Raw genomic sequence first — 23,336 nt, 5'->3', positions numbered from 1 at the left:
CTTCTCTCTCTTCTTCTACAGCATGTTATGGATGGGCGCGGACGGGCTCAGGGCAGGCGCCAGACCGACGCCAGGACCAACAGCAGTCCGGCCAGCCAGATCAGCGCCAGCAGGACGACGCGCGCAATCATCAGGGTTTTGTACGGATCTTTCATGACAGCCTCCCTGCCGCGTTGGCGTCAGGCGGGCAGCACGGCGATGGCCGCGCCGGACTCGCACTCCCAGTGCACCCGGCGCACGTCCGGGCTCTGGCCCAGCCGCAAGGCGACCGCGCCCAGCAGATTGCGCAGATGCGGCGGGCATTGCAGCGTGACGACGGTGGACGCCAACTGACCCGATTCGGCGCGCGAGATCCGCACCGCCTGCACGCGCAGGTCCAGGTCGCGCAGTTCGAAATAGAGCTGCTTGCGCAGCGCGTTGAGCGTGTCGCCCAGGCTCACGATGGTGAATTGGTAAGTGGAAGAGGCCGTCTTGGGCGCTGCCGCCATGGGCGCGGCCGCGCCGGTCCGGTCCGGGAAGGGCTGGAATTGCTTGATACGCATGATCGTCTCCTTAGCGGGGAGTACGGTGGAAGGTCCACATGCATGCGCCGCGTGGCCGATGCGCAGGCGCGCGCAACAAGGCGCAACGCATCGCGTCGGCAAGCAGTAGGGGAGAGGGCTGGCGGTCCCGCGTCGGGGACCGAAGAGCCGGGTCCTGGCTTTCAGGCAGGACCGGCGCGGACTATTTCCGCGGATCCTGCGTCAAGCGGCGCTTGCAGTCGTGTTCCGACTACATCCGTCGTTGTCCACATTGATCTCTGGTGAGTTGAAGGTGCCCGCAGTATATCGTCGACCTAGGGTAAACACCAGTAAAAATGCCGCAAAGAAGCGAGTCCGCAGCATGGCATTGCCTGGGGATCCTCGGATGCGGGAGAGACCGGATTCATGTAGTATTCAGTTTCCCGTAAGAAAGAGAGCAAGGCGGGCGCTCTATCCGTTTGCTGCCCCGGCAGCCTGAGCCGTCCGCCATCTATGACTGAAGACCCACCCTCTAGCAGGGCGCCGCAAGCAAGCCGGCGCCCGGTGCCCCATCTTCCCGCCACGGCCCGGGCGCGCAGCCCGCAAGCCGATTCCATGTTCGCCGCCGCGGCCACGCCGCGCCTGGGCGGCCGCGCTCCGCCGGCCGTCCCTGGGGCCGTTCGCGCCCGCACTGAGTCTCGTGTCCGCATCCGCGGCGCATTCCCCTTGATCCTGTCCGGCGCCGCGTGGCGCACGGTCCCGATTTGCATGGAATCTCGATGATTTTCGATTGGATGTCCGACCCCACCGCCTGGCTGGGCCTGGCGACCCTGGTCGTGCTTGAAATTGTGCTGGGTATCGACAACCTGGTGTTCATCGCCATCCTGGCCGACAAGCTGCCGCCCGAACAGCGCAACCGCGCACGGCTGATCGGCCTGACGCTGGCGATGGTGATGCGCCTGGGCCTGTTGGCGAGCATCGCATGGGTGGTCACGCTGACCGAACCCATGTTCACGCTGCTGGGCGCTGAGATCTCCGGACGCGACCTGATCCTGATACTGGGCGGCCTGTTCCTGCTCTTCAAGGGCACCATGGAGCTGCATGAACGCGTGGAAGGCAGCGCCAGCCACGAGCAAGGCCAGAAGCCGCAGCATGCCGTGTTCTGGCAGGTGATCCTGCAGATCGTGGTGCTGGATGCGGTGTTCTCGCTGGACTCGGTGATTACCGCCGTGGGCATGGTGCAGGACCTCAGCATCATGATGATCGCGGTGATCGTGGCCATGGCCGTGATGATGCTGGCCAGCCGCCCGCTGATGGCTTTCGTGGGCCGCCACCCGACCGTGGTGATCCTGTGCCTGGGCCTCTTGCTGATGATCGGCTTCAGCCTGGTGGCCGAAGGCCTGGGCTTCCACGTGCCCAAGGGCTATCTGTATGCCGCGATCGGCTTCTCGATCCTGATCGAGCTGTGCAATCAGCTGGCGCGCCGCAATCGCGTGAAAGGCACGCACGCCCTGGGCCGCCGCCAGCGCACCGCGCAGGCCGTGTTGCGCCTGCTGCGCGCCGGCCGCGCCGGGCAGTCCGCCGGCCAGGCCGACGAGGTGGCCGCGCTGGTCGACGGCGCGGACGGCGAACCGGCTTTCGCGCCCGAGGAAAGCACCATGATCGAACGTGTGCTGTCCATCGGCGGGCGGGACGTGCGCTCCATCATGGTGGCGCGCGGCGACATGGTCTGGCTGGACGTGGCCGATACGCCGGAGGCCATCGTGCGAAAGTTCGGCAGCGGCCACTCCCGCCTGCCGCTGTGCGCGGGCGATCCGTCCAATGTGCTGGGCGTGCTGCACTTCAAGGACCTGCTGCCGCTGCTGCAGAACCCTGGCCCGATCGACCTGGTGGAGCTGGCGCGCGAGCCGCGCTACGTGATGGAAACCATGCCGGTGCTGAAGGTGCTGGACGAGCTGCGCGGTTCGCGCGAGCACATGCTGATCGTGGTCGACGAGCACGGCGTGTGCGAGGGCCTGATCACGCCCATGGACGTGCTGACCGCCGTTGCGGGCGACCTGCCCGAGCATCAGGAAGACCAGCCCGAAGCCTTGCAACTGGCGGACGGAACCTGGCTGCTGGAAGGCCGCCTGGCCGTCGCGGAAGCCGCGCGCCTGCTGGACGCGCCGGACCTGGCCGAGGAGTACCCGGACGCCACGCTGGCCGGCTGCCTGTTGCGCGCCGGCGGCCGGATCCCTGACGCCGGGGACGCGATCGAGTGGCGCGATTGGCGCTTCGAGGTCACCCGCCGCGACGGCCTGCGCATCGACCAGGTGCGCGCCAGCCTGATGCGCGCGGAGGCGCCGCAAGCCGGCTGACATCGCGCGACCGGCACCTGCACCACGATGGGGATGCCTGAAGGGCATCCCCATTTTTTTGCCTGTGTGTTGCGCCTTATCCGTTTTTCGCCTTGAAAGCAATAGATCACAGGCTATGGCCAGTATTGGTGAAAGTAAAACTCTGTGCGAAGATTGCGACAGATTTCACGACTTTGGATCTCGGCGCGGTTTGCCGAAATCAGCATTTCCGTACGGCGCGTCTTTGCATTTTGTTATCTCTTTCCGGGGTACATCGCATGGGCAGTACGCAGTCTGCATTCAAGGAAATCGGTGGAAGAGGAATCGCGGCGTGGCTGATGGTGGCTGCGCCGCTGTGCTTTGCGCAGCCTGCGCATGCCCAGTCCCAGTCGGCGGATGACGCCAACAAAAGCAACAACCCGCTGAACCTGGCGGCGTCGTTGAATTTCCAGAATTACTACACGCCGAAGTTGTTCGGCAGCAACGCCCACACCAACGACTTCCTGATCCGGCCGACGATCCCTGTCGCGCCCGGCGAGCTTGTCGGCGTGCCGCAGATATTTCGCATCACGGCCCCAGTCAGTACGCGCCCCGAGGCCGACGGCAGCTACAAGACCGGCCTGGGCGACATCAATGTGTTCGACATTTTCCTGTTGCAGCAGGGCGCGGTGGACCTGGGCGTGGGGCCGATGCTGACCATGCCCAGCGCGACCAGCAGCGAGCTGGGAGCGGGCAAATGGTCCGCCGGGCTGGCCGGCGTGGCGGTGCATGCCAGCAAGGAAGGGCTGCTGGGCGCGCTGGTGCAATGGCAGCATTCATTCGCCGGCCAGAATGCGCGCGACACGGTGCACACCGCCACCTTCCAGCCGTTCCTGATACGCAATCTGCCGCAAGGCTGGTATTTGAGGTCCACCGCAACCTGGACCTTCGACCTGCAGAAGAACGACTACTACATTCCCTTGGGGCTGGGCGCGGGCAAGGCCTGGCGCGTCGGGAAGAACATCTTCAACGTGTTCGCGGAACCGCAATGGACGGTTGCGCACAAGGGGGAGGGCCTGCCTCAGTTCACGCTGTTCGCCGGATTGAACATCACCTTCGGGAATTGATCCCGTCAGCGTTTTTCTGGTCTTTCGGAGTGTAGGGATGCGGAGCGCGATTGCGGCAGTTGCAGGGTTGTTGGCGGTTCTGGCCGGATTGGTCCTGCCGTCTGCCGCCTGGGCCACTGAAGGGGCGCTGGGCCGCCAGATCACCGGCACCAACGTGCAGCCCAACGCCGGCATCGTGTCTCCCGAGCCTATCTGGGCCGTCAACCTGTCGCAGATCTACCTGGACGGCACCGTGGGCGGCAGCCGCGAAGTGCCGGTAGGAGGCCGTACCTCGCTGGGCCTGGACGCGAAAGTCGCGTTCACCCTGGCCACGGTCCTCAAGACCTGGGACACCGGGCCGGGGCGCTGGAACTTCGCGTCCAGCTTCACCTTGCCCTACGTCTGGACCAAGGTGAATTCCACCGTGACGGGACCAGGCGGGCGCAGCATAGACCAAAGCGATACCGCCTCGAACCTGTTCGACCTGTACTTCTCGCCCATCATCGCGGGCTATCACTTTTCCGAAACGTCGCACATGGCGCTCAGCCTGAACATCTGGGCGCCCACCGGCAAGTACAACGCCGACGACATGGCCAACCCCAGCCTGAACAACTGGACCTTCATTCCTCAGGTGGCCTACACCAAGATATTTCCGGAATCCGGTTTTCAACTGGACACCGTGGCCGGCGTCCAGTTCTACACCCGCAACAACGCCACGGACTATCGCAACGCGCCGCTGTTCAGCATGGACGTGATGGGCCGCAAGATCTTCAGCAACGGGGTGAGCGCGGGCTTGATCCTGGGCACCATCCAGCAACTGGGCAGCGATTCGGGACCGACCGCCGACCGGCTCAACGGCTTCAAGGGGCGCGACTGGGCGCTGGGCCCGATCCTGACCTATGACACGAAGCTGGCGGACAAGCGCTCCTTGTCCCTCAGCCTGCGCTGGGTACCCACGATCAGCAGCACGAAGCGTCTGGACAGCAACGATACGGTCATGGCGACCGCGACGCTGGTGTTCTGAACGTCAGCACGATTTCAAGGGGCTGCCAGCCCCGGGCGCGGCACCGCCACGCCTGAACCATCAGCTTTCGGGTGATTGAAATGGCAAAGCAGACAACAGGAAAGACACGCTACGCCAGCGCATTGCTGCTGGCCGGCGTGGTGCTGGGCGCGGGCGCCAGCACCGCCTATGTGGTCATGGGCAAGGACGGGCCGCCCGAAGCGGTGAAGGTGGTGCTGGGCGACGGCAAGAGCGGCCCGGCGGGCATGGCCTGGGTACCCGGGCGCGAGTTCCTGATGGGCAGCAGCCACAAACTGGCCCAGCCCAATGAAATGCCGGCGCACAAGGTATCCGTCAGCGGCTTCTGGATGGACGTGAACGACGTGACCAACGCGCAGTTCCGCCGCTTCGTCGAGGCCACCGGCTACGTCACGACGGCCGAGCAGAAGCCGCGGTGGGAAGACTTGAAGGTGCAGTTGCCGCCTGGCACGCCGCGCCCGGACGACAGCCTGCTGGTGCCCGGCGCCATGGTGTTCGTCGGCACCGAAAGCGAGGTCTCGCTGCGCGACTATTCGCGCTGGTGGCGCTATGTGCCCGGCGCGAACTGGCGCCATCCGCAAGGACCGGGCAGCTCCATCGCCGGCAAGGACGACCACCCGGTGGTGCAGGTGTCGTACCAGGACGCCATGGCCTATGCCAAATGGGCGGGCAAGCGCCTGCCGACGGAATCCGAATGGGAAATGGCCGCGCGCGGCGGGCTGGAGCAGGCCACCTATGCCTGGGGCGAGGAGTTGCTGCCGCAGGGCAAGGCCATGGCCAATATCTGGGACACGCAGCAACAGCAGCCGTTTCCGGTGGTGAAGGATGAAAAGGTACAGGTCGGCACCATGCCGGTGGGCAGCTTCTCGCCCAATGGCTATGGGCTGTACGACATGGCCGGCAACGTCTGGCAATGGACCGCCGACTGGTACCGCGCCGACGCCTTCAAGATCCAGGCGCAGTACCGCCAGCCGCCCGCGGATCCGGCGGGGCCGGCCGACAGCTACGACCCCGACGACGGCATCGTGCCGCCGGCCGCGCCCAAGCGCGTGACGCGCGGCGGCTCGTTCCTGTGCAGCGACACCTATTGCATCAGCTACCGCACCAGCGCCCGGCGCGGCACGGATCCGATGAACGGCATGTCGCACCTGGGATTCCGCACCGTCATGACGCCCGCGCAATGGAAACTGGCCCAGACCGCCAGGAACGGCATCGCCAGCCGCTAGCCGGCATCACGCAGGAGAGGAAATGCCGATGAGCAAGCGCGACAGCATTCTGGAACTGGAGCGCGCCATGGCGCGCGCGGTGCTGGGGCAGGCCGCCGTCATCCGCGAGGTGCTGCTGGGCCTGTTGGCCGACGGCCACCTGCTGCTGGAAAGCCTGCCGGGGCTGGCCAAGACGCGCACCGTCAAGACGCTGGCGCAGCATCTGGCCGCGGCAATGAGCCGCATCCAGTTCACGCCCGACCTGCTGCCTTCGGACATCACGGGCGCAGAGGTGCTGCAGCAGGACGCGCAGGGCGCCAGCCGCATCCAGTTCCAGCAGGGGCCGCTGTTCGGCAACCTGATCCTGGCCGACGAGATCAACCGCGCGCCCGCCAAGGTGCAGGCCGCGTTGCTGGAAGCCATGGAGGAACGCCAGATCACCGTGGCAGGCACGACCCACCGCATGCCGCGGCTGTTCATGGTGCTGGCCACCCAGAACCCGATAGAGCAGGAGGGCACCTATCCCTTGCCCGAAGCGCAGATGGACCGCTTCATCATGAAGATCGTGCTGGACTACCCCGACCCCGCCAGCGAAAGGCAGATGCTGGCCATGCTGCGCGGCGAGTCGCGCCAGGACGCGGAACCCGCCGGCGCGCCGCTGAGCCAGGAGGACCTGTTCGCCTGCCGCGCCGAGGTCGACCGGGTGCACGTGTCCGAAGCGCTGGACCAGTACCTGGTGGACCTGGTCAACGCCACCCGCCACCCGGGCGGGCATGACGCCGACCTGGCGCGCTGGATCCAGGTCGGCGCCAGCCCGCGCGGCGCGATCGCGTTGGACAAGGTGGCGCGCGCCCACGCCTGGCTGGCGGGGCAGGACTATGTCTCGCCCGATGATGTGCGCAGCGTGGCCCGGCCGGTGCTGCGGCATCGCCTGCACCTGTCGTATGACGCGGTCGCCGACGGCGTCTCGGCGGACCAGGTGATAGACAAGCTGCTGGACACGGTCGCCGTGCCGGTCTGAGCCCGCCATGCCTTCCGCCGCTCCTTCCCCGGAAGTCCAGGTCCACATCAAGGACCTGATGGCGCTGGAACCTGCCGCGCGCGGCCTGGGGTTCTTCAGCCGCCAGCCGGTGCGCAGCATTCTGGCCGGCCAGCATGGCTCGCGCCTGCGCGGGCGCGGCCTGGACTTCGAGGAGCTGCGCCGCTATCTGCCCGGAGACGATCTGCGCCAGCTGGACTGGCGCGCCTCGCAGCGGTTGGGCAAGCCCTATGTGCGCACCTACAGCGAGGAGCGCGACCGTCCGGCGCTGGTGGTGGTGGATCAGCGCATGGGCATGTATTTCGGTTCGGTGCGCAGCTTCAAGTCTGTCGTGGCCGCGCGCATCGCGGCGCTGTCGGCCTGGATGGCCTATCTGGCGGGGGACCGCGTGGGCGGCCTGGTGTTCAGCGATGCGGGCATCGACAACGTGCGTCCGCTGCGCAGCCGCGAACGCATCCAGGCCCTGTTCGCCGCCATTGCGGGGCGCAGCCAGTCCATGGGCGCGGACCAACCCGATGTGGACGCGTCCGGACGGCTCAACGAAGCGCTGCAAGGGGCGCTGGCGCACGCGCCGCACGATTGCCTGGTCTGCCTGATCAGCGATTTTGCCGGCGCCGATGACGCTACCTTGCGCCTCTTGCGCACGCTGGCCGCGCATAACGATGTGGTCGCAACGCTGGTGTATGACCCGCTGGCGTTGCGCATTCCCCTGAGCGGCCGGCTGGTGGTGACGCAGGGCGAGCTGCAGGTCGAAGTCGCCGCGGATCGCAAGCAGGTACGCGAGCCGCTGTCGGACTTCTTTTCAGGACGCCTGCACGACGTGGCCGAGCTGCTGCGCCGCAGCCATGTGCCGCTCTTGTCCATCGATACGGCGGACGACACCGTGGCGCAGTTGCGCCGCGAGCTCGGCCGCCAGGCCAGCCGTGCGCAAGCCAGGGGCCGGACATGAACGCCGACGCCGCTCCTTCCATCGAACAGCTGCGTCAGTTGCCGCTGCCCGAGCCGGTCAGCTACTGGCCGCAGACCTGGGGCTGGCTGGTCGTGCTGGCCGTGGTGCTGGCGCTGGCCACATGGGCCGCGTGGCGGATGGCGCGCCGCCACCGACGCAATGGCTACCGCCGCGCAGGGCTGCGCATGCTGGAAGCGCTGCGGCGCGAAACACAGGCGGATCCCCTGGCCGCACGCGCCTTGCCGGATCTGCTCAAGCGCGTCGGCCTGTCGTCGGTGGCGGCAGCGGACCGCGACCGGGTCGGCGCGCTGCAAGGCGCGGAGTGGGTCGCCTTCATGGATGCCGGCGTGGCCGTGTTTCCGCCCGACGCAGCCGTGCTGCTGCGCGCGCTGGCGTATGCGCCGCCCGAGACCTTGCGGGCCATCGACCCCGCCCGCGTGCGGACCTTGTTCGCCGCCAGCCGGCAATGGATGGAGCGTCACCATGTGGCGGCTTGAATATCCCTGGCTGCTGGCGCTGCTGCCGCTGGGCTGGCTGGCGTACCGCTATCTGCCGCCGTATGTGCAGCGGCGTAGCGCCGTACGCATTCCATTCTTCGAATCGGTGGCGCGCAGCACCGGCCAGACGCCGCAGCGCCCCGGCGTGCGCGGCGACCGCTGGCAACTGGCCTTGAACGCGCTGGTGTGGCTGCTGCTGGTCCTGGCGCTGGCGCGGCCCGAACGGGTCGAGCCGCCGCTGGAGCATCGCCAGCCGGTGCGCGACCTGCTGCTGGCCATCGATATCTCGCAATCCATGGAGACCGAGGACTTCGTGGCGCCGGACGGCCGCCGCGAGGACCGCTTGAGCGGCGTCAAGGCCGTGGTGGCCGATTTCATCGACCGCCGCAAGGACGACCGGCTTGGACTGATCGTGTTCGGCACCGCCGCCTATCCCCAGGCGCCGCTGACCCAGGACCATGCCACGCTCAAGCTGCTGCTCGGCCAGGTAAGCACGCGCATGGCCGGGCCCAATACCGCCATCGGCGATGCCATCGGCGTGGCGATCAAGCAGTTCGAGCATGCCGGCGAACACGACCAGGTCCTGATCCTGCTGACGGACGGCAACGATACCGGCAGCGCCGTGCCGCCGGACCGCGCCGCGGCCATGGCGGCCGCGCGCCATATCGTCGTGCATACCGTGGGCATAGGCGATCCGCAGGCGCGGGGCGAGGAGAAGGTCGATTTCGACGCCTTGCGCGCGATCGCAGCCAAGACCGGGGGCCGCTTTTTCCCGGCGCAGGACCAGGCGTCCTTGCGGCAGGTCTATGCCGAACTGGATCGCATCACGCCGCACGAAGTGCGCGAATTGCGCCACCAGCCCAAGCAGGATTTCTTCTGGGTGCCGCTGGGCCTTGCGCTGTTGCTGCTGGCTGGCTGGCACTTGGCCGCGGCGCTGCGCGGCCGGCGGCGCGACGCCCGGCCGCAAGGGGATGCGCGCATGGAGGAGGGCGGATGGAAATCGACCTGAGCGCCTTCCATTTCCTGCGCCCCTGGTGGCTGCTGGCGGTCGCGGCCGCGGCCTTTGTGCTTTGGCGGCGGCGCGACGAGGACGGCCGGCTCGGCTGGCGCAGCAACATCGCGCCGGCACTGCTGCCACACCTGACGGTGCGCACGCAGGGCAGCCGCGGGCCGCGGCCCGCGCAACTGCTGGCCGCCTTGCTGGCGCTGGGCGGCATCGCCGCTTCCGGGCCGACGTGGCAGCAGGACCGCCCAGCCTTCCTGGACAATCTGGCGCCCCTGATCGCGGCGGTCGACCTGTCGCCCTCGATGGACGCGGCGGATCTTCCGCCCAGCCGGTTGGAAGCCGCCAAGCGCAAGCTGCGCGATCTGCTGAAACGGCGCGCAGGCGCGAAGACGGGCCTGATCGCCTATGCCGGTTCGGCGCATCTGGTGTTGCCGCCGACCGACGACCCCGCCTTGCCCGACATGTTCGTGCAGGCCCTGTCCACCGGGCTCATCGCCGCGCCCGGCAAGGATGCAGCGGGCGCGATCTCGCTGGCCGCGAGCCTGCTGCAAGCGGGCGAGGCGGGCGGCACCCTGCTGCTGGTGACGGACGGCGCGGACACCGGCCAGCTGGCCGAAGTCGAGCGCCTGGCGCGGGCCAATTCCTTCCAGATCCTGGTGTGGGCGGCGGGCACGCGCGATGGCGGCGTGGTGCGCGACGCCCGCGGCCAGCCGCGCCTCGACGCGCAGGGCCGGCCCTTGCTGGGCAGTTTCGACGAGGATGCGCTGAAACAGCTGGCGCAAGCCGCCCGCGCGCCGCTGGGCAGCCTGACCCTGAACGACGACGACCTGGACTGGGTGACGCTGCATGCCGAACGGCACTTCCAGGAGGTACAGGACGCGGACAAGCCGCTGCACTGGAAGGACGCCGGCTATTGGCTGTGCTGGCCGCTGGCGCTGCTGGCATTGCTGGCGCTGCGGCGCGGCTGGAACATCAACTGGACGGCCTGCCTGCTGCTCGCCGCCACGGCTACGCTGCATACCCCGCGCGCGGAAGCAGGCGCGCTGGCCGACGCCTTTTTCACGCCCGACCAGCAGGGCCGCTGGGCCTATGAACACAAGCGCTATGCCGAGGCTGCCGCCTTGTATGCCGATCCTTACTGGAAGGGTCGCGCCGCCTATGACGCCGGCGACTATCAGGCGGCGCTGGCCGCATTCGCCAAACTGGACACGCCCGAAGGCGACTTCTATCTGGGCAATACCCAGGTCCGTCTGCGCAGCTACGACGCCGCGCTGGCGGCGTACGACCAGGCGCTGCGCCTGCGGCCGGATTTTCCCGAGGCGCGCGAAAACCGCGAACTGGTCGCCAGATTGATCGCCGCCGCCGAAAGCGAGCAACAGGACGACGACTCGGAGAAACCGGACGAGACCCGCGTGGACAGCGACAAGGGCGCGGGCAAGATGATCCGCACGCAGGCGCCGCAAGCCGCGTCCGACGAGGTCTGGCTGCGCAACCTGAGCCTGTCGCCGGCCGGCTTTCTGAAGCAGAAATTCGCGATCGAAGACGCACGCAAGGCCGCGCCGGCGCAGGGGAGGCAGCCATGATGCACCGCCATGCCGCGCTGCTGCGTTGCCTGGGCCTGCTGCTGTTGCTGCAACTGGGCCTGTGCGTCGGCGTGGCGCGAGCCCAGCAGGCGGATGGCGGGCCGCAGCTGCACGCCGAGGCGCGCATGGCGGCATCGGGCGACCTGATGGCTGGCGCCACCGCCATCCTGCAGGTGGACGTGTTGACGTCGACCTGGTTCACCCAGCCCCCGCAGATGCCAGCCCTGGACATCCCTGGCGCGCTGGTGTCGGGGCCGTCAGGGCAGGCCACCATCATCCGCGCCACCATCGGCGGCGTGGCCTACAGCGGATTGCGCTACGCCTATCTGGTCAGTCCCGAGGCGGCGGGCGACCTGCGCGTGCCGGCCATCCGGGTCAGCGCGCAGGTGGGACAGGCGACTGCGCCCCTGGTTGCGCAGACGCGCCCGTTCGAGGCGCGCGCCGCCGGACCGCCAGGCGGGGCAGCCGGTCATGTCCTGGCGGCAAACTCGGTCCAGGCGACCCAGCAGATCCGCTATTCGGCCGAGCCTCCCGCCGTCGGCGACCACGTCAGCCGCGTCATCACCGTGCAGGCCCAGGGCGCCCAGGCCATGCTGATCCCGCCGCCTGCCGCGGCCGCCGTGCAGGGCCTCAAGCTGTACCCGTCCGAACCCGAATTGACGCAGATGTCCGACAGCCGCGGCGGTTTCCTCGGCGGACAGCGCATCGACCGCCTGGACTATGTGATCGAAAGCGGCGGCGCCCATGAACTGCCGGCGGTGGAAATCCGCTGGTGGAACGTCGCGGCCAACAAGGAAGAGCGCGTAACCCTGCCCGCGCAACGCTTCGAGGCGAGGGCGGGCGCCGCCTACCAGGCGCCATTCTCGGTCGAACAGGACCTGCGCGACATGGGCCGGCAAGTGCAGGTGCGCATCCCGGGAGGATGGCTGGCGCTGGCCGCGGGCGTGGCGCTGGCGGCGGTGGCCTGGTGGCTGGGAGCGCCCTGGTTGCGGCGGACATTGGCCCGCCTGCGGGCCGGACTGCGGGCGCGGCGCGAACAATGGCATGCCTCCGAACCCTATGCGGCAATGACCTTGCGACGCTCGCTGGCGCAGCCCCAGCCGCGCATGGACGCGCTATACGCATGGCTGCGCCGAGCTTGCGGCGCAGCCACGATCGCGCAGGGGACGGCCGGCCTGGACCCGGCGCTACGCCAATCCGCCGACGATGCGCTGCGAGCCTGCTATGGCCGGGAGCCGGACGCGGCGCGCGGCTGGCGCGGATTGCGCGGGATGTTTCCGCGTTGGCGCCGTGCCTTGCGCGCACCGGTACGAGAGGGCGGCGCGCAAGACCTGCCTACGCTGAATCCCCGTCCAGCCGCAACATCGCGCGGACTTGCGGGCATGCCGCCCGCCGAAATTCCAGGAGATCTCCCATGACGACGCCTTTGCTTGCCCGCCGCTGGTTCGCGCTGCTGCTCCTGTTGTTCCTGGCCGGGCTGGCGCGCGCGCAGACGCCGCTGCCTTCCTGGAATGAGGGGCCTTCGCGCCAGGCCATTCTTGGATTCGTGCAAGCCGTCACGACGGAGGGCAGCCCGGACTATGTGGCGCCGGCCGACCGCATCGCGGTGTTCGACAACGACGGCACGCTATGGAGCGAGCAACCTCTGTACTTCCAGCTGATCTTCGCGCTGGACCGGGTCAAGGCCATGGCGCCGCAGCATCCCGAATGGTCGACCGAGCAACCCTACAAGGCCGCGATCGAAGGCGACCGCCAGGCGCTTGCCGCCTCGGGCACCGAAGGACTGCTGAAGATCGTGGGCGCCACCCATACCAACATGACGACGCAGGCCTTCGGCGCGGAGGTCCGGCAATGGATCAAGACCGCCCGCCATCCGCGCTTCAAGCAGCCGTACACCAGCATGATCTATGCGCCGATGCTGGAGCTGCTGGACTATCTGCGCGGCAACGGCTTCAAGACTTACATCGTGTCGGGCGGCGAAGTGGAATTCATGCGGGCCTGGGCGCAGGACGTCTACGGCATTCCGCCCGAACAGGTGATAGGCACCACCTTCGTCACCGAGTTCCAGATGCAGGACGGCAAGCCCGTGCTGATGCGCACGCCCAAGCTCGACTTCAACGACGACGGCCCGGGCAAGCCCGTGGCCATCAACAAGTTCATCGGCCGCCAGCCCATATTCGCCTTCGGCAATTCGGACGGCGACCTGCAGATGCTGCAGTGGACGGCGGCCGGCAGCGGCAAGCGCTTCGCGGGCCTGGTGCATCACACCGACGCCCGGCGCGAATGGGCCTATGACCGGGATTCCAAGATCGGCAGGCTGGACCGCGCGCTGGATGAAGCGCAGCAAAAGGGTTGGGTAATCGTAGACATGGCAAAGGAGTGGAGAAGGGTATACGCATTTGAAACACAGTGATTCGTTTACGTGACTGGGAACCGCCCGCGAGGGTCAGGAGAAAGCGATGAACGCAAGAAAACTGTTGAGCGCGGCGCTCTTCGCCGCAACAGGCCTCATGGCACTGGCAAGCGCGCAGGCGCAGACCCAGGCGCCTGCGGCCAATCAGGGCCAGGCGGCGCCATCGGGCAAGAAGCCGAACATCCTGGTGATCTTCGGCGACGACATCGGGCAGGCGAATATCAGCGCCTATGCGCACGGCGTGGTCGGCTATCAGACGCCCAATATCGACCGCATCGCCAAGGAAGGCGCGATGTTCACCGATTACTACGCCGAGAACAGCTGCACGGCAGGCCGCTCGTCCTTCATCACGGGTCAATCGCCACTGCGTACCGGCTTGTCCAAGGTCGGCGCACCCGGCGCGACGGTCGGGTTGCAGAAGGGCGACATCACCATAGCCGAGGCCTTGAAGTCGCAGGGCTACAACACCGCGCAGTTTGGTAAGAACCATCTTGGCGACCGCGACGAATACTTGCCGACGCGCCATGGCTTCGACGAGTTCTTTGGCAACCTGTATCACTTGAATGCCGAAGAAGAGCCCGAACGCCCGTACTGGCCCAAGGACCCCAACGATCCCTACGTGAAGAACTTTTCTCCGCGCGGCGTGATCAAGGCCACGGCCGACGGCAAGGTACAGGACACGGGCGCCTTGACCACCAAGCGCATGGAGACCATCGACGACGAAACCGTTGGCGCCGCTATCGAGTACATCGACAAGCACGGCAAGGAAGACAAGCCGTTCTTCGTGTGGATGAACACCACGCGCATGCACATCTATACGCATATCCGGCCCGAACACAAGGGCAAGAGCGGCATGCCCGGCAATGACTACGCCGATGGCATGTGGGAGCATGACCAGGACGTGGGCAAGCTTTTGAAGAAGCTGGACGACATGGGCATCGCCGACAACACCATCGTCGTCTACACCACCGACAACGGACCCAACGCCTTCACCTGGCCGGATGCCGCCACTACGCCATTCCGCAGCGAAAAGGACTCCAACTGGGAAGGCGCGTTCCGCGTGCCAGCCATGGTCCGTTGGCCTGGCAAGATTCCCGCCGGGGAAGTCAAGCGCGGCATGGTATCCGGCATGGACTGGTTCCCGACTCTGCTGGCCGCCACCGGCGACGCCAACGTGAAGGAACGGCTGCTGGACGGCTGGGCGCCGCAGGCCGGCGGCACCAAGTTCAAAGTGCATCTGGACGGCTACAACCAGCTGGGCTATTTGACTGGCAAGCAGGACAAGAGTGCGCGCGACGAGTTCTTCTACTTCAACGACGACGGCCTGCTGGTAGGCATGCGTTGGGGCGATTGGAAGGCCGTGTTTTGCGAACAGCGCGCGCCGGGGAACTTCAACGTCTGGCAGGATCCCTTCGTCTGCCTGCGCGTGCCGAAAATCTTCAACCTGCGCATGGATCCGTATGAGCGTGCCGACATCACCTCGGATCAGTACAACGACTGGCTGGCCAAAAACTCCTACCTGACGGCCATCGCCACCATGAAGGCGTCAGCGTTCCTGGAGACCTTCATTACCTATCCGCCCAGCCAGCGGCCGGCCAGCTTCAGTGTGGACCAGGTGCAGGAGCGGGTGAACAAGGCTATGGAGAAACACTTCGAAGATATGGAGAAACAGAAGTCGAAGTAGCCGGTTCCGGCGCAAGCCGGGACAGTACCGGGCGGCGCCTGTCGCGCCGCCCGGCAACGCAGCAGGAGCAGCATGATGGGCATGGGGGCAAGCGAGGCAGCGATGCAGGGACATGATGTGGACGACAAGGCGGCGCAAGGGCGCGCCCTGACGGCGGTCCGGCCGGCCGCGCTGCTGTTCCTGTCCGGAACGGCGGCCCTGGTGTTCCAGGTGCTGTGGATCAAGCAGTTGTCGCTGGTTGTGGGCGTGGAGGTCAGCGCCATCGCCGGCGCTGTCAGCGCATTCTTCCTGGGCCTGGCGCTGGGCGGCTGGCTGCTGGGCCGCAAGGCGGACCAGTTGCGGCGCCCGGTAAGCTTCTACGCCATGCTGGAAGCGGGCGTGGCGCTGTCCTGCATCGCGGTGACGTGGCTGCTGGCGCGCAGCGCCGCCGCCTTTGTCGCGGTCGAGGTCCATAGCAGCCTGGCGGCCTGGCTGGCGGTAGGGCTGCTGCTGGCCGTCCCCGCATTCTTGATGGGCGGCACCTTGCCGGTGCTGCTGCGCGCCGTGAGCCGGCAGCAGGGCGCGGACGTGAGCCGCTCTGGCGGGGCGATGTATGCCGCGAATACCTGCGGCGCGATCCTGGGCGCATTGCTGCCCGCGTTCTTCCTGATTCCGCGCTTCGGCGTGCAAGGTGCGGCGCTGGCCGCGGCCTCGCTCAACGTGCTGGCGGCGCTGGGCGCCTGGATGCTGGCCCGCAGGGCAGGCGACAGCGCGGCGCCCGCCGACAATCCGCAGGCCGCTGCGGCGCCCTTGTCGGGCGAGGCGCGCCTGGCCGTGGCGCTGTACGCGGTGGCTGGCGCGGTGGCGCTGGGCTACGAAGTGATCTGGTCGCAGATGATCGTGCCCTTCATGAGCACACGCGCCTTCGCCTTCGCCATCGTGCTGGCCACCTATCTGGCCGGGCTGGCCATCGGCGCGGCGCTCTATGCGCGCTGGGCCCATCGCGTGCGCAATCCCTGGCCGGTGTTCGGCTTCCTGATCGCTGGCGCAGGCCTGATCGCGGTGCTGGAGGTGGCCTTGCTGGGCAAATGGCTGATCGTGGCCCAGACGCAGGCGGAAGCGGCGGTCTACCAATGGACGGGCAGCGGCTTTGCCGGCATGTGCGCGCGCTTCGCGGTAGCGGCGGCCAGCCTGGTGCTGGCGCCCACGCTGCTGCTGGGCGCGGCGTTTCCCGCCGTGCTGCGTATCGCGGTGGGCGACCGGCAGGTGGGGCGGGAAGCCGGGGCCGTGCTCGCCTGCAACACGCTGGGCGGCATCGCGGGCACCTTGTTGACGGGATTCCTGCTGTTGCCCGCCCTGGGGCTGGTACGCACGCTGAGCGTGCTGGCGGCCATCGCCGCGGCGGTGGGCGCCGTTGCCGCCTGGCGCGGGCGTGCGGACGGCCGCGCCGCCACCGGGTGGGCCACCGGCATCGCGGGCCTCGCCACGCTGGCGCTGATCGCCACGCTGCCGGCAGACCAGTTTGCGCGGCTACTGCCTGGGGCGAGCGACGCGGGCCTGGTGTTCTACGAGGAAAGCCATGGCGGCACCGTGGCCGTGGTCGAGCGCGCCGGCAACGGCAACCGCTTCCACCGCCTCTACATCCAGGGCGTATCGAATTCGGGCGACGCCATGCCTTCGCTGCGCTACATGCGGCTGCAGGCGCTGCTGCCCTTGATCGTGCATGCGGGCGAACCCAAGTCCGCGCTGGTCGTGGGCTATGGCACCGGCATCACGGCGGGCGCCTTGTCGCAATACCGCGGGCTGGAAAAGCGGGCGGTCGCCGAGCTGCTGCCAGCCGTGCTGCGCGCCGCGCCGCACTTCCAGGGTACGTTCCAGGCCGCCACCGATCCTGGCCTGGACAAGCGGCTGCGCGACGGACGCCGCGAGCTGCAGGCCAGCGCCGAACGCTGGGACCTGATCACGCTGGAGCCGCCGCCGCCTTCCGCCGCGGGCGTGGTGAATCTGTATTCCCGCGACTTCTACCAACTGGCCGCAAGCCGGCTGGCGCCGCAAGGCATCGTGGCGCAATGGCTGCCGCTGCCCACGCAGAACGAAGACGACACCCGCGCGCTCATCGCCAGCTTCATCGAGGTGTTTCCACATGCCCAGCTCTGGACCAGCGAACTGCATGAAATGCTGCTGCTGGGTTCCATGCAGCCGCTGACGCTGGACGCGGCCCGCATCCAGGCGCGCTACGGCCAGCCCGATACCGCCGCCGCGTTGCAGGCTGTGGGCGTGCCATCCGCCGCCGCCTTGTTGTCCACCTGGGTCACGGACCGGGAAGGCCTGGCGCGCTTTGCCGGCGATACCCCGGCCGTAACCGACGACCGCCCGGGCATCGAGTACGCAACCTGGGTCCGCCCGCGCGAAGTGGCGCGCGTCCTGCCCGCGCTGCTGGCCCTGCGCAGCGAACCGCCGCTGACCGGCGCGTCCGACGCGCTGCGCGCCGACATGGAACTGGAGCGGGCGCGGCTCGACACGTTCTACCGGGCGTCGCTGGCGGCCTATGTGGGGGATCGTGAGACCTGGGGCAGGGAAATGAACAAGCTGGCGCGCGATGATGGCGGCAACGCCTACTACCGCTGGTTCATGCCCAGCGCCAGGCAGTAGGGCTAACTACATATGCGCCGCCATGGCGCGACCCCGTGGGGCGAGCAATAGCCCGCGCAGGGCGTCGCCATCGACATGCCGCTCTGGCAGCGCAGGTCCGGCGCCCGTTCGCCATAGGGCACCATGCCCTGGCAATCGCATGAGGCAAGGCCGGCGCCGGACGGCAGTTTCTTGGGCAGCTCCGGCACAGCGGCGCGTTCGGCCTTGGCCTTGGGCGCGGGCGGCGGCGCTTCGTCGTTCGCATCGGCGCGCTCGATCACGCCCCGGACCTTGGCCGTCGGCATGCTGCAGGCTTTGGCAATGGCGTTGACCGTGCGGCCGTCGTTGGCCATCGCCACGATCTTCTTGTCGCTGCAGGCCGCCTCGGCGCGCGGCGCGGCGAGGACCCACAGCGCAAGCGCGGCCGCCAGGAAAATACCAGGACTGGTCAGTGTCATTGCACGCCTCCTGCACCCATGCCCGAATGAGGAAGTACGGCGTAGTCTGGTCAGGCGAGAGGGTTCTGGCCAAGAGCGTAGTGCCGGCTATTTGGGGGTGTCAACGCAGCCCGATTGCCTAATACTTCTTGCGTAAGCGGGCTCGGCGCCGGCGCTATTCCTAAGCATGAGGCGGCTTGGTGCGCGCGCCATGATGCGCGGGCACCAGCCCCGGCGCGATCAAGCTGCCGCGAATTCCGGATGCAGACCCGCCGCGAACGGATGCGCGACGATCTCCGATTGCGCCTGCGCGCGGGCCGCCTGCAACGCGTCCGCGCCCCGCGCCGTGCCCTGCACCGAAAAGAACGTCACGTTCTTCAGGCCCATCGTGCCCAGCACGTGCCTAAGATAAGGCGTGAGAAAGTCCGGCTGGCTTTGCCCGTCGCAGCCGAAGTCGCCGCCGGACGAGATCGCCACGTATACCGGACGGTCCTCCAGGCTGCCTTCCTTGCCGCGCGCCGTGATCTGGAAGGTGCTGCGCACCCGCACCACGTGGTCGATCCAGGTTTTCAACGATGCCGGCACGGTGAAGTTGTGCATCGGAGTCGCGATGACGACGTGGGTCGCGGCCTGCAGGGACTGGATCAGTTCGGTTGAGCGGCCCAGCGCGCCCCGATTCTCGCGTCCGTCCGTGGGGTCCTGGCGCGCACTCAGCGTGGCGGCGTAGTCGGAGTCGACCAGGGGCAGGGCGGTCGCGTCGACGTCGACCACGGCCGCGTCGGGCGCGGCGGCGGTGAGTTGGTCGACGATGGCTTGCGACAGGCGATAGCTTTCGGAGGCGCGGCCACGCGGGCTGCAGATGATGCGCAGGATATTCATGAGGCGGAGGTTTCCAGGGATTTGCTGAATCGGATGGCGCTGGTCAACAGACCGGCGCGGAAGTAGAAGCGTTGGGCCAGGGCGTTGCCCAGGCCGGTGTCGAGCACCAGGCGAGCGCAGCCGTGGCCGCGCGCGGCGGCGTCCAGGGCTTGCAGGAGCCGGGCGCCCCAGCGTTCGCCGCGGCGGCCGTCCGCCACCACCAGGTCGTCCACGTACAGAAAGCGGCCGTAGATCAGGTTTTCCTGCACGCGGTAGCCGGCCAGCGCGACGGCTTGGCCATGGTCCATGGCGGCCAGCAGCCGGTAGCCGTCGGCGCGCATGCGGCTCACGCGTTCGACGAAATCGGCTTCGTTTTTCAGATGGGGCCTGAGCTCGCGCATGAGCGGCAGGCAGGCCCTTAGGTCCTGCGGGCTTTCGAGGTGTTGCATAGTGGCGTCGGTCATGGATGCACTGGCGGTGTCAGGGTTCAAGTGCAGTCATGTTAGGAGCCGCATGCCATAATTAGAAGGGCCATAAATTGAATTCTGGACTATGCCATGATCAGCCCGCAGCCCCAGGACCCGCCCGTGCCGCCGGACGGCGCCGAGCCTCTGTACCGCCAGGTCTACGAGCGCTTTCGCGGCGCCATCGCGCAGGGCACGCTCAAGCCAGGCGACCGCATTCCATCGGCGCGGGCGCTGGCCAAGGAGATGGGCGTGGCGCGCGGCACGGTGGAGGTCGCGTATTCACTGCTGGCATCGGAAGGCTATATCCAGGCGTGCGGCCAGGCCGGTACGGTGGTGGCGCCCGACCTGCAGCCCCAGCACGCGCCGCCCCCCGCCGTGGCCATTCCTGCCGAGACGCCCGGCGACGGCCCGGGCTGGCGCGAACCCTCGGGCCTGCGGCCGTTCCAGATGGGCTTGCCGGCGCTGGATGAATTTCCCCGCAAGCTCTGGGCCCGCCTGGGCGCGCGGCAGCTGCGCGGCCTGCAGGCCGGGGACCTGGCCTATCCGCCCAGCGGCGGCCTGCCAGCCCTGCGCAGCGCGACCGCCGCCTATCTGCAGGTGGCGCGCGGCATCCATTGCCAGCCCTCGCAGGTGTTCATCACCGCCGGCTACAACAGCACGATGGCGCTGATCCTGCAGACGCTGTTCGAAGCCGGCGACCAGGTCTGGATGGAAGATCCAGGCTATCCGCCAACCCGCGCGCTGCTGGAGCAGGCGCGCTTGAAGCCCGTGCCCGTGCCGGTGGACCAGGACGGCATCATGGTCGGCGCCGGCATCGAGCGGGCGGGGCGGGCGCGCGGCGCGGTGGTGACGCCTGCCCATCAAAGCCCCTTGAGCATGTCCTTGTCATTGCCGCGCCGGCAGGCCTTGCTGGACTGGGCCGAACGCTGCGGGGCCTGGATCGTGGAAGACGATTACGACGGCGAATACCGCTACGTCGGCCGTCCGCTGCCGGCCTTGAAGAGCCTGGATACGCAGGGGCGGGTGTTGTATGCGGGCACCTTCAGCAAGGTGTTGTTCCCCGGCCTGCGGCTGGCCTATCTGGTGGTGCCCGAGGCGCAGGCTGGACGCTTCGCGCAGTCCGCGCGCTTGCAGGCGGGCGCTGCGCCTGGCCTGACCCAGGCCATATTGAGCGCCTTCATGGCCGAAGGCCATTTCGGCCGCCACATCCAGCGCATGCGCAAGCTGTACGCGGAACGGCGCGCCGCGACCGTGGCGGGCCTGAATGATGCGCTGGGGCAGCGCCTGCGGATCGAGCCGCAGCCCGGCGGCATGCATCTGGTGGCGCGCCTGGAAGACGGCCAGAGCGACGTGGCGTTGGCCGGGCGGATGGAAGAGCAGGGCATGTATGCGGGCGTATTGTCGCGCTGGCACGCCGCCCCGCAGGGGCAATCGGCGCTGCTGCTCAGCTTCACCAATATCGCCACGCAGGCGCAGGCCCGTGAACTGGGTCTGCGCATACTGCAGCTGATGCAGTCCTAGTTCAGCCCGGCCTTGTCCAGGCCGTAGGCCGCGTCGGCCGAACCCGGCACGGTGCGCAATGCCACGTTCAGCCGGTTCCAGCCGTTGATCCCGACCACCAGCAGGGTCAGGTCGGAAATTTCCTTTTCGGACAGCTGCTCGCGCACGTCCTCATAGACCGCATCCGATACGCCCTGCGCCGACAGGGTGGTGACCGCCTCGGTCCAGGCCAGCGCGGCGCGCTCGCGCGGCGAGAACAGCGTGGACTCGCGCCAGATGGCGATGTGATGCAGGCGCAGTTCGCGCTCGCCGGCGATGCGGGCCTGCTTGACGTGCATGTCCAGGCAAAAGCCGCAGCCGTTGATTTGCGACGCGCGGATATCCACCAGTTCGCCGACCTCCTGCACGATGGGGGTCTTCTTCAGCGACATGCTGAATTCCAGGTACTTCCTGGACTGTTCCTCGGATACCTGGAAATAATTCAAACGCTGGGTCATGTTCCTACCTTTTCGATGCGTGTTGCCGAGCGGAATCTCGTGCCGACAGGATGCCGCGGCTTGGACCAGGAAGGTAGTGCCATAAATGGAGTTTTCGCCTGGGCCATGCTCAGGCCGGCCAGCGCAACACGAAGCGTGCGCCGCCCAGGGGGCTGTCGTGGATTTCGATACCGCCGCCGTGGCTGGCGGCCACTCGCCAGACGATGGCCAGGCCCAGGCCGGCGCCGCCGGTGCCGCGGTCCCGGCTTTCGTCCAGGCGGATGAAGGGTTCGAACACGCGTGTCCGGTCGGCGGGCGCGATGCCGCCGCCGTCGTCGTCCACGATCAGCTCGAAGCCGCCCGACGGGCACTGGGTGAGCTTGACCTCCACGTGGCGGCTGGCGTAGCGCACCGCGTTCTGCACCAGGTTCAGCAAGGCCCGGCTCATGTAGCGCGGATGCAGCCGCACGCGCGGCGGGTAGTCGCGATGCACATGGCACTGGATCGCACGCGCCTCGGCCTGGTGCGCCACCTGCGCCAGCGCTTCGCCCAGCCAGTCGCAGGTGTCCACGGTTTCCAGCCGGACGGTGTCGTCGGTGGGGCGTTCCAGCCGCGCATAGACCAGCAATTCGGCCACCAGCGTTTCCAGTTCGCAGATGTCGGCCTGCATGTCGCGCAGTATCTGGTGCCGCTTGGGCAGGTGCTGGTCCTGGCCCAGCATGGCGACCTCGAAGGACAGTCGCGCCAGCGGCGTGCGCAATTCGTGGGAGACCGCGTTGGTCAGGCTGCGCTGGTTTTCGACCAGCGCCGAAATGCGTTCGGCCATCTGGTTGAAGCTTTCGCCCACGTGCCGCATGCCGGCCAGGCGCGACAGCCGCACCCGCGCGCCCAGGTCTCCCTGGCCCATGCGCAGCGTGGCGTTGCGCAGCCGGTCCAGGTCGCGCCACAGGGGCAGGGCCCACAGCAGCAGCAGGATGATGCCCACGATCAGGCTCAACGCAGTCCAGACGCCAACGGTGACCCATCGCTCCAGCACCGGCGCGCGCGGCAGGCGGACTTCCAGCCACTGCCGGGGCTGGCCCGCCAAGGGCGCGAGATAGACGTTGTAATCGTCGCGCATGATGATGCCCAGCGTGGCCAATTGCCGCTGTTCCTCTGTGCTGGGCGTGACGTCGGCATCGGCCAGCAGACCCAGGCCCAGGCCGTAAAGCGGCTGGATGTCGTCGCGCAGGCGCTCGGCGCGAGCGGCCGGCGCAATGCTGTCGAGTTCCGTGCGCAGCACATGCATCTGTCCCCGGACAGCCTGGTACGACAGATCCGCGCTGACCGAATCCAGCAGATACATCAAGCTGCGTTCCACCAGCTGCGACCCCGCGACATAACCGATGGCGGCGACGACGAAGATGCGGATCGCGAACTTGAACATGGGGGATACGGCCGGATGAGGACTCGCGATGCTAGGGGCATGCCGCCGGGCAGTCCGCCGATATTTGTAGGGTATTTGTAAAGTTGTTTGTAGCGGCTACGCGGGCGAGGTAAACCCGCCATATGGCCCGGCCCGTTCAGGCGGTTGAATCCGCCGCGGCGCCCGGCTATAAGCATGGGGCGGGGGCAGGACCCTCATGCCCCGCCTGCCGATGAAGCCGAAT

20 protein-coding genes are annotated in these 23,336 nt (G+C 67.8%); 14 read left to right on the top strand and 6 right to left on the bottom strand.

All coding sequences use genetic code 11. The features are described 5' to 3' along the window. Positions 1 to 179: 179 nt before the first annotated feature. The gene (locus IB259_RS05170) at positions 180 to 542 is read right to left on the bottom strand and encodes a hypothetical protein (RefSeq protein ID WP_192327923.1); all 363 of its coding nucleotides are present in this window, start codon (positions 540 to 542) and stop codon (positions 180 to 182) included. 737 nt (positions 543 to 1,279) lie between these two features. On the opposite strand from IB259_RS05170, the gene IB259_RS05165 reads away from it, so the two are divergent. The 13 genes from IB259_RS05165 (at position 1,280) to IB259_RS05105 (ending at position 17,970) form a co-directional block, all read left to right on the top strand. Then, positions 1,280 to 2,857 (top strand): TerC family protein, encoded by a 1,578-nt coding sequence (locus IB259_RS05165; RefSeq protein ID WP_119449207.1) that lies wholly within the window; start codon positions 1,280 to 1,282, stop codon positions 2,855 to 2,857. A 257-nt stretch (positions 2,858 to 3,114) separates the two neighbouring features. Then, entirely contained in the window at positions 3,115 to 3,942 is an 828-nt protein-coding gene (locus IB259_RS05160; RefSeq protein WP_225588733.1) for a hypothetical protein, read from the top strand. Positions 3,943 to 3,979: 37 nt separating this feature from the next. Next, on the top strand, positions 3,980 to 4,945 hold the full coding sequence (locus IB259_RS05155) for a transporter (RefSeq protein WP_119449209.1): 966 nt from the start codon (positions 3,980 to 3,982) through the stop codon (positions 4,943 to 4,945). A gap of 80 nt (positions 4,946 to 5,025) precedes the next feature. Beyond that, the gene (locus tag IB259_RS05150) at positions 5,026 to 6,189 is read left to right on the top strand and encodes a formylglycine-generating enzyme family protein (RefSeq protein WP_054454307.1); all 1,164 of its coding nucleotides are present in this window, start codon (positions 5,026 to 5,028) and stop codon (positions 6,187 to 6,189) included. A 28-nt stretch (positions 6,190 to 6,217) separates the two neighbouring features. After that, positions 6,218 to 7,189 carry a MoxR family ATPase gene (locus IB259_RS05145; RefSeq protein WP_192327920.1) on the top strand — a complete coding sequence of 324 codons (972 nt, stop codon included), beginning with the start codon at positions 6,218 to 6,220 and terminating at the stop codon, positions 7,187 to 7,189. Between the two features lie 7 nt (positions 7,190 to 7,196). Continuing rightward, positions 7,197 to 8,156, top strand: a complete 960-nt coding sequence (locus tag IB259_RS05140) for a DUF58 domain-containing protein (RefSeq protein WP_192327917.1) — start codon at positions 7,197 to 7,199, stop codon at positions 8,154 to 8,156. After that, positions 8,153 to 8,653 (top strand): DUF4381 domain-containing protein, encoded by a 501-nt coding sequence (locus IB259_RS05135; protein ID WP_054454312.1) that lies wholly within the window; start codon positions 8,153 to 8,155, stop codon positions 8,651 to 8,653. The genes IB259_RS05140 and IB259_RS05135 overlap by 4 nt, the downstream gene beginning before the upstream one ends. Then, positions 8,640 to 9,662 carry a VWA domain-containing protein gene (locus IB259_RS05130; protein WP_192327914.1) on the top strand — a complete coding sequence of 341 codons (1,023 nt, stop codon included), beginning with the start codon at positions 8,640 to 8,642 and terminating at the stop codon, positions 9,660 to 9,662. Before IB259_RS05135 ends, IB259_RS05130 begins: the two co-directional genes overlap by 14 nt. Beyond that, the gene (locus IB259_RS05125) at positions 9,647 to 11,242 is read left to right on the top strand and encodes a VWA domain-containing protein (protein WP_192327911.1); all 1,596 of its coding nucleotides are present in this window, start codon (positions 9,647 to 9,649) and stop codon (positions 11,240 to 11,242) included. The genes IB259_RS05130 and IB259_RS05125 overlap by 16 nt, the downstream gene beginning before the upstream one ends. Continuing rightward, complete coding sequence (locus IB259_RS05120) at positions 11,239 to 12,660, top strand: BatD family protein (protein ID WP_192327908.1); 1,422 nt, start codon at positions 11,239 to 11,241, stop codon at positions 12,658 to 12,660. The genes IB259_RS05125 and IB259_RS05120 overlap by 4 nt, the downstream gene beginning before the upstream one ends. Next, positions 12,657 to 13,655, top strand: coding sequence for an HAD family phosphatase (locus IB259_RS05115; RefSeq protein WP_192327905.1), 999 nt, complete (start codon positions 12,657 to 12,659; stop codon positions 13,653 to 13,655). Before IB259_RS05120 ends, IB259_RS05115 begins: the two co-directional genes overlap by 4 nt. A 46-nt stretch (positions 13,656 to 13,701) precedes the next feature. After that, positions 13,702 to 15,339: an arylsulfatase gene (locus IB259_RS05110; RefSeq protein ID WP_175180961.1), complete on the top strand. Its 1,638-nt coding sequence runs from the start codon at positions 13,702 to 13,704 to the stop codon at positions 15,337 to 15,339. Between the two features lie 75 nt (positions 15,340 to 15,414). Further along, positions 15,415 to 17,970: a fused MFS/spermidine synthase gene (locus IB259_RS05105; RefSeq protein WP_192328877.1), complete on the top strand. Its 2,556-nt coding sequence runs from the start codon at positions 15,415 to 15,417 to the stop codon at positions 17,968 to 17,970. Between the two features lie 2 nt (positions 17,971 to 17,972). Here the strand turns inward: IB259_RS05105 and IB259_RS05100 are convergent, their stop codons facing one another. The 3 genes from IB259_RS05100 to IB259_RS05090 form a co-directional block, all read right to left on the bottom strand. Then, positions 17,973 to 18,407 (bottom strand): hypothetical protein, encoded by a 435-nt coding sequence (locus tag IB259_RS05100; protein ID WP_119449217.1) that lies wholly within the window; start codon positions 18,405 to 18,407, stop codon positions 17,973 to 17,975. A gap of 219 nt (positions 18,408 to 18,626) precedes the next feature. Next, the gene (locus IB259_RS05095; RefSeq protein ID WP_192327902.1) at positions 18,627 to 19,265 is read right to left on the bottom strand and encodes an FMN-dependent NADH-azoreductase; all 639 of its coding nucleotides are present in this window, start codon (positions 19,263 to 19,265) and stop codon (positions 18,627 to 18,629) included. After that, positions 19,262 to 19,708, bottom strand: coding sequence for a GNAT family N-acetyltransferase (locus IB259_RS05090; RefSeq protein WP_054454331.1), 447 nt, complete (start codon positions 19,706 to 19,708; stop codon positions 19,262 to 19,264). Before IB259_RS05090 ends, IB259_RS05095 begins: the two co-directional genes overlap by 4 nt. A 93-nt stretch (positions 19,709 to 19,801) precedes the next feature. On the opposite strand from IB259_RS05090, the gene IB259_RS05085 reads away from it, so the two are divergent. After that, positions 19,802 to 21,232: a PLP-dependent aminotransferase family protein gene (locus IB259_RS05085; RefSeq protein ID WP_192327899.1), complete on the top strand. Its 1,431-nt coding sequence runs from the start codon at positions 19,802 to 19,804 to the stop codon at positions 21,230 to 21,232. Here IB259_RS05085 and IB259_RS05080 read toward each other — a convergent pair. Then, the gene (locus tag IB259_RS05080) at positions 21,229 to 21,708 is read right to left on the bottom strand and encodes a carboxymuconolactone decarboxylase family protein (protein ID WP_054454335.1); all 480 of its coding nucleotides are present in this window, start codon (positions 21,706 to 21,708) and stop codon (positions 21,229 to 21,231) included. The genes IB259_RS05085 and IB259_RS05080 overlap by 4 nt on opposite strands. Positions 21,709 to 21,817: 109 nt before the next feature. Then, positions 21,818 to 23,113 carry an ATP-binding protein gene (locus IB259_RS05075; protein WP_119449221.1) on the bottom strand — a complete coding sequence of 432 codons (1,296 nt, stop codon included), beginning with the start codon at positions 23,111 to 23,113 and terminating at the stop codon, positions 21,818 to 21,820. Positions 23,114 to 23,336 lie beyond the last annotated feature (223 nt).

The organism is Achromobacter sp. ACM04, from assembly GCF_014851465.1.
Taxonomy (GTDB): domain Bacteria; phylum Pseudomonadota; class Gammaproteobacteria; order Burkholderiales; family Burkholderiaceae_B; genus Achromobacter; species Achromobacter aegrifaciens.
Note: the sequence above shows the minus strand (reverse complement) of the source record. Positions and strands in the feature narration are given on the sequence as shown.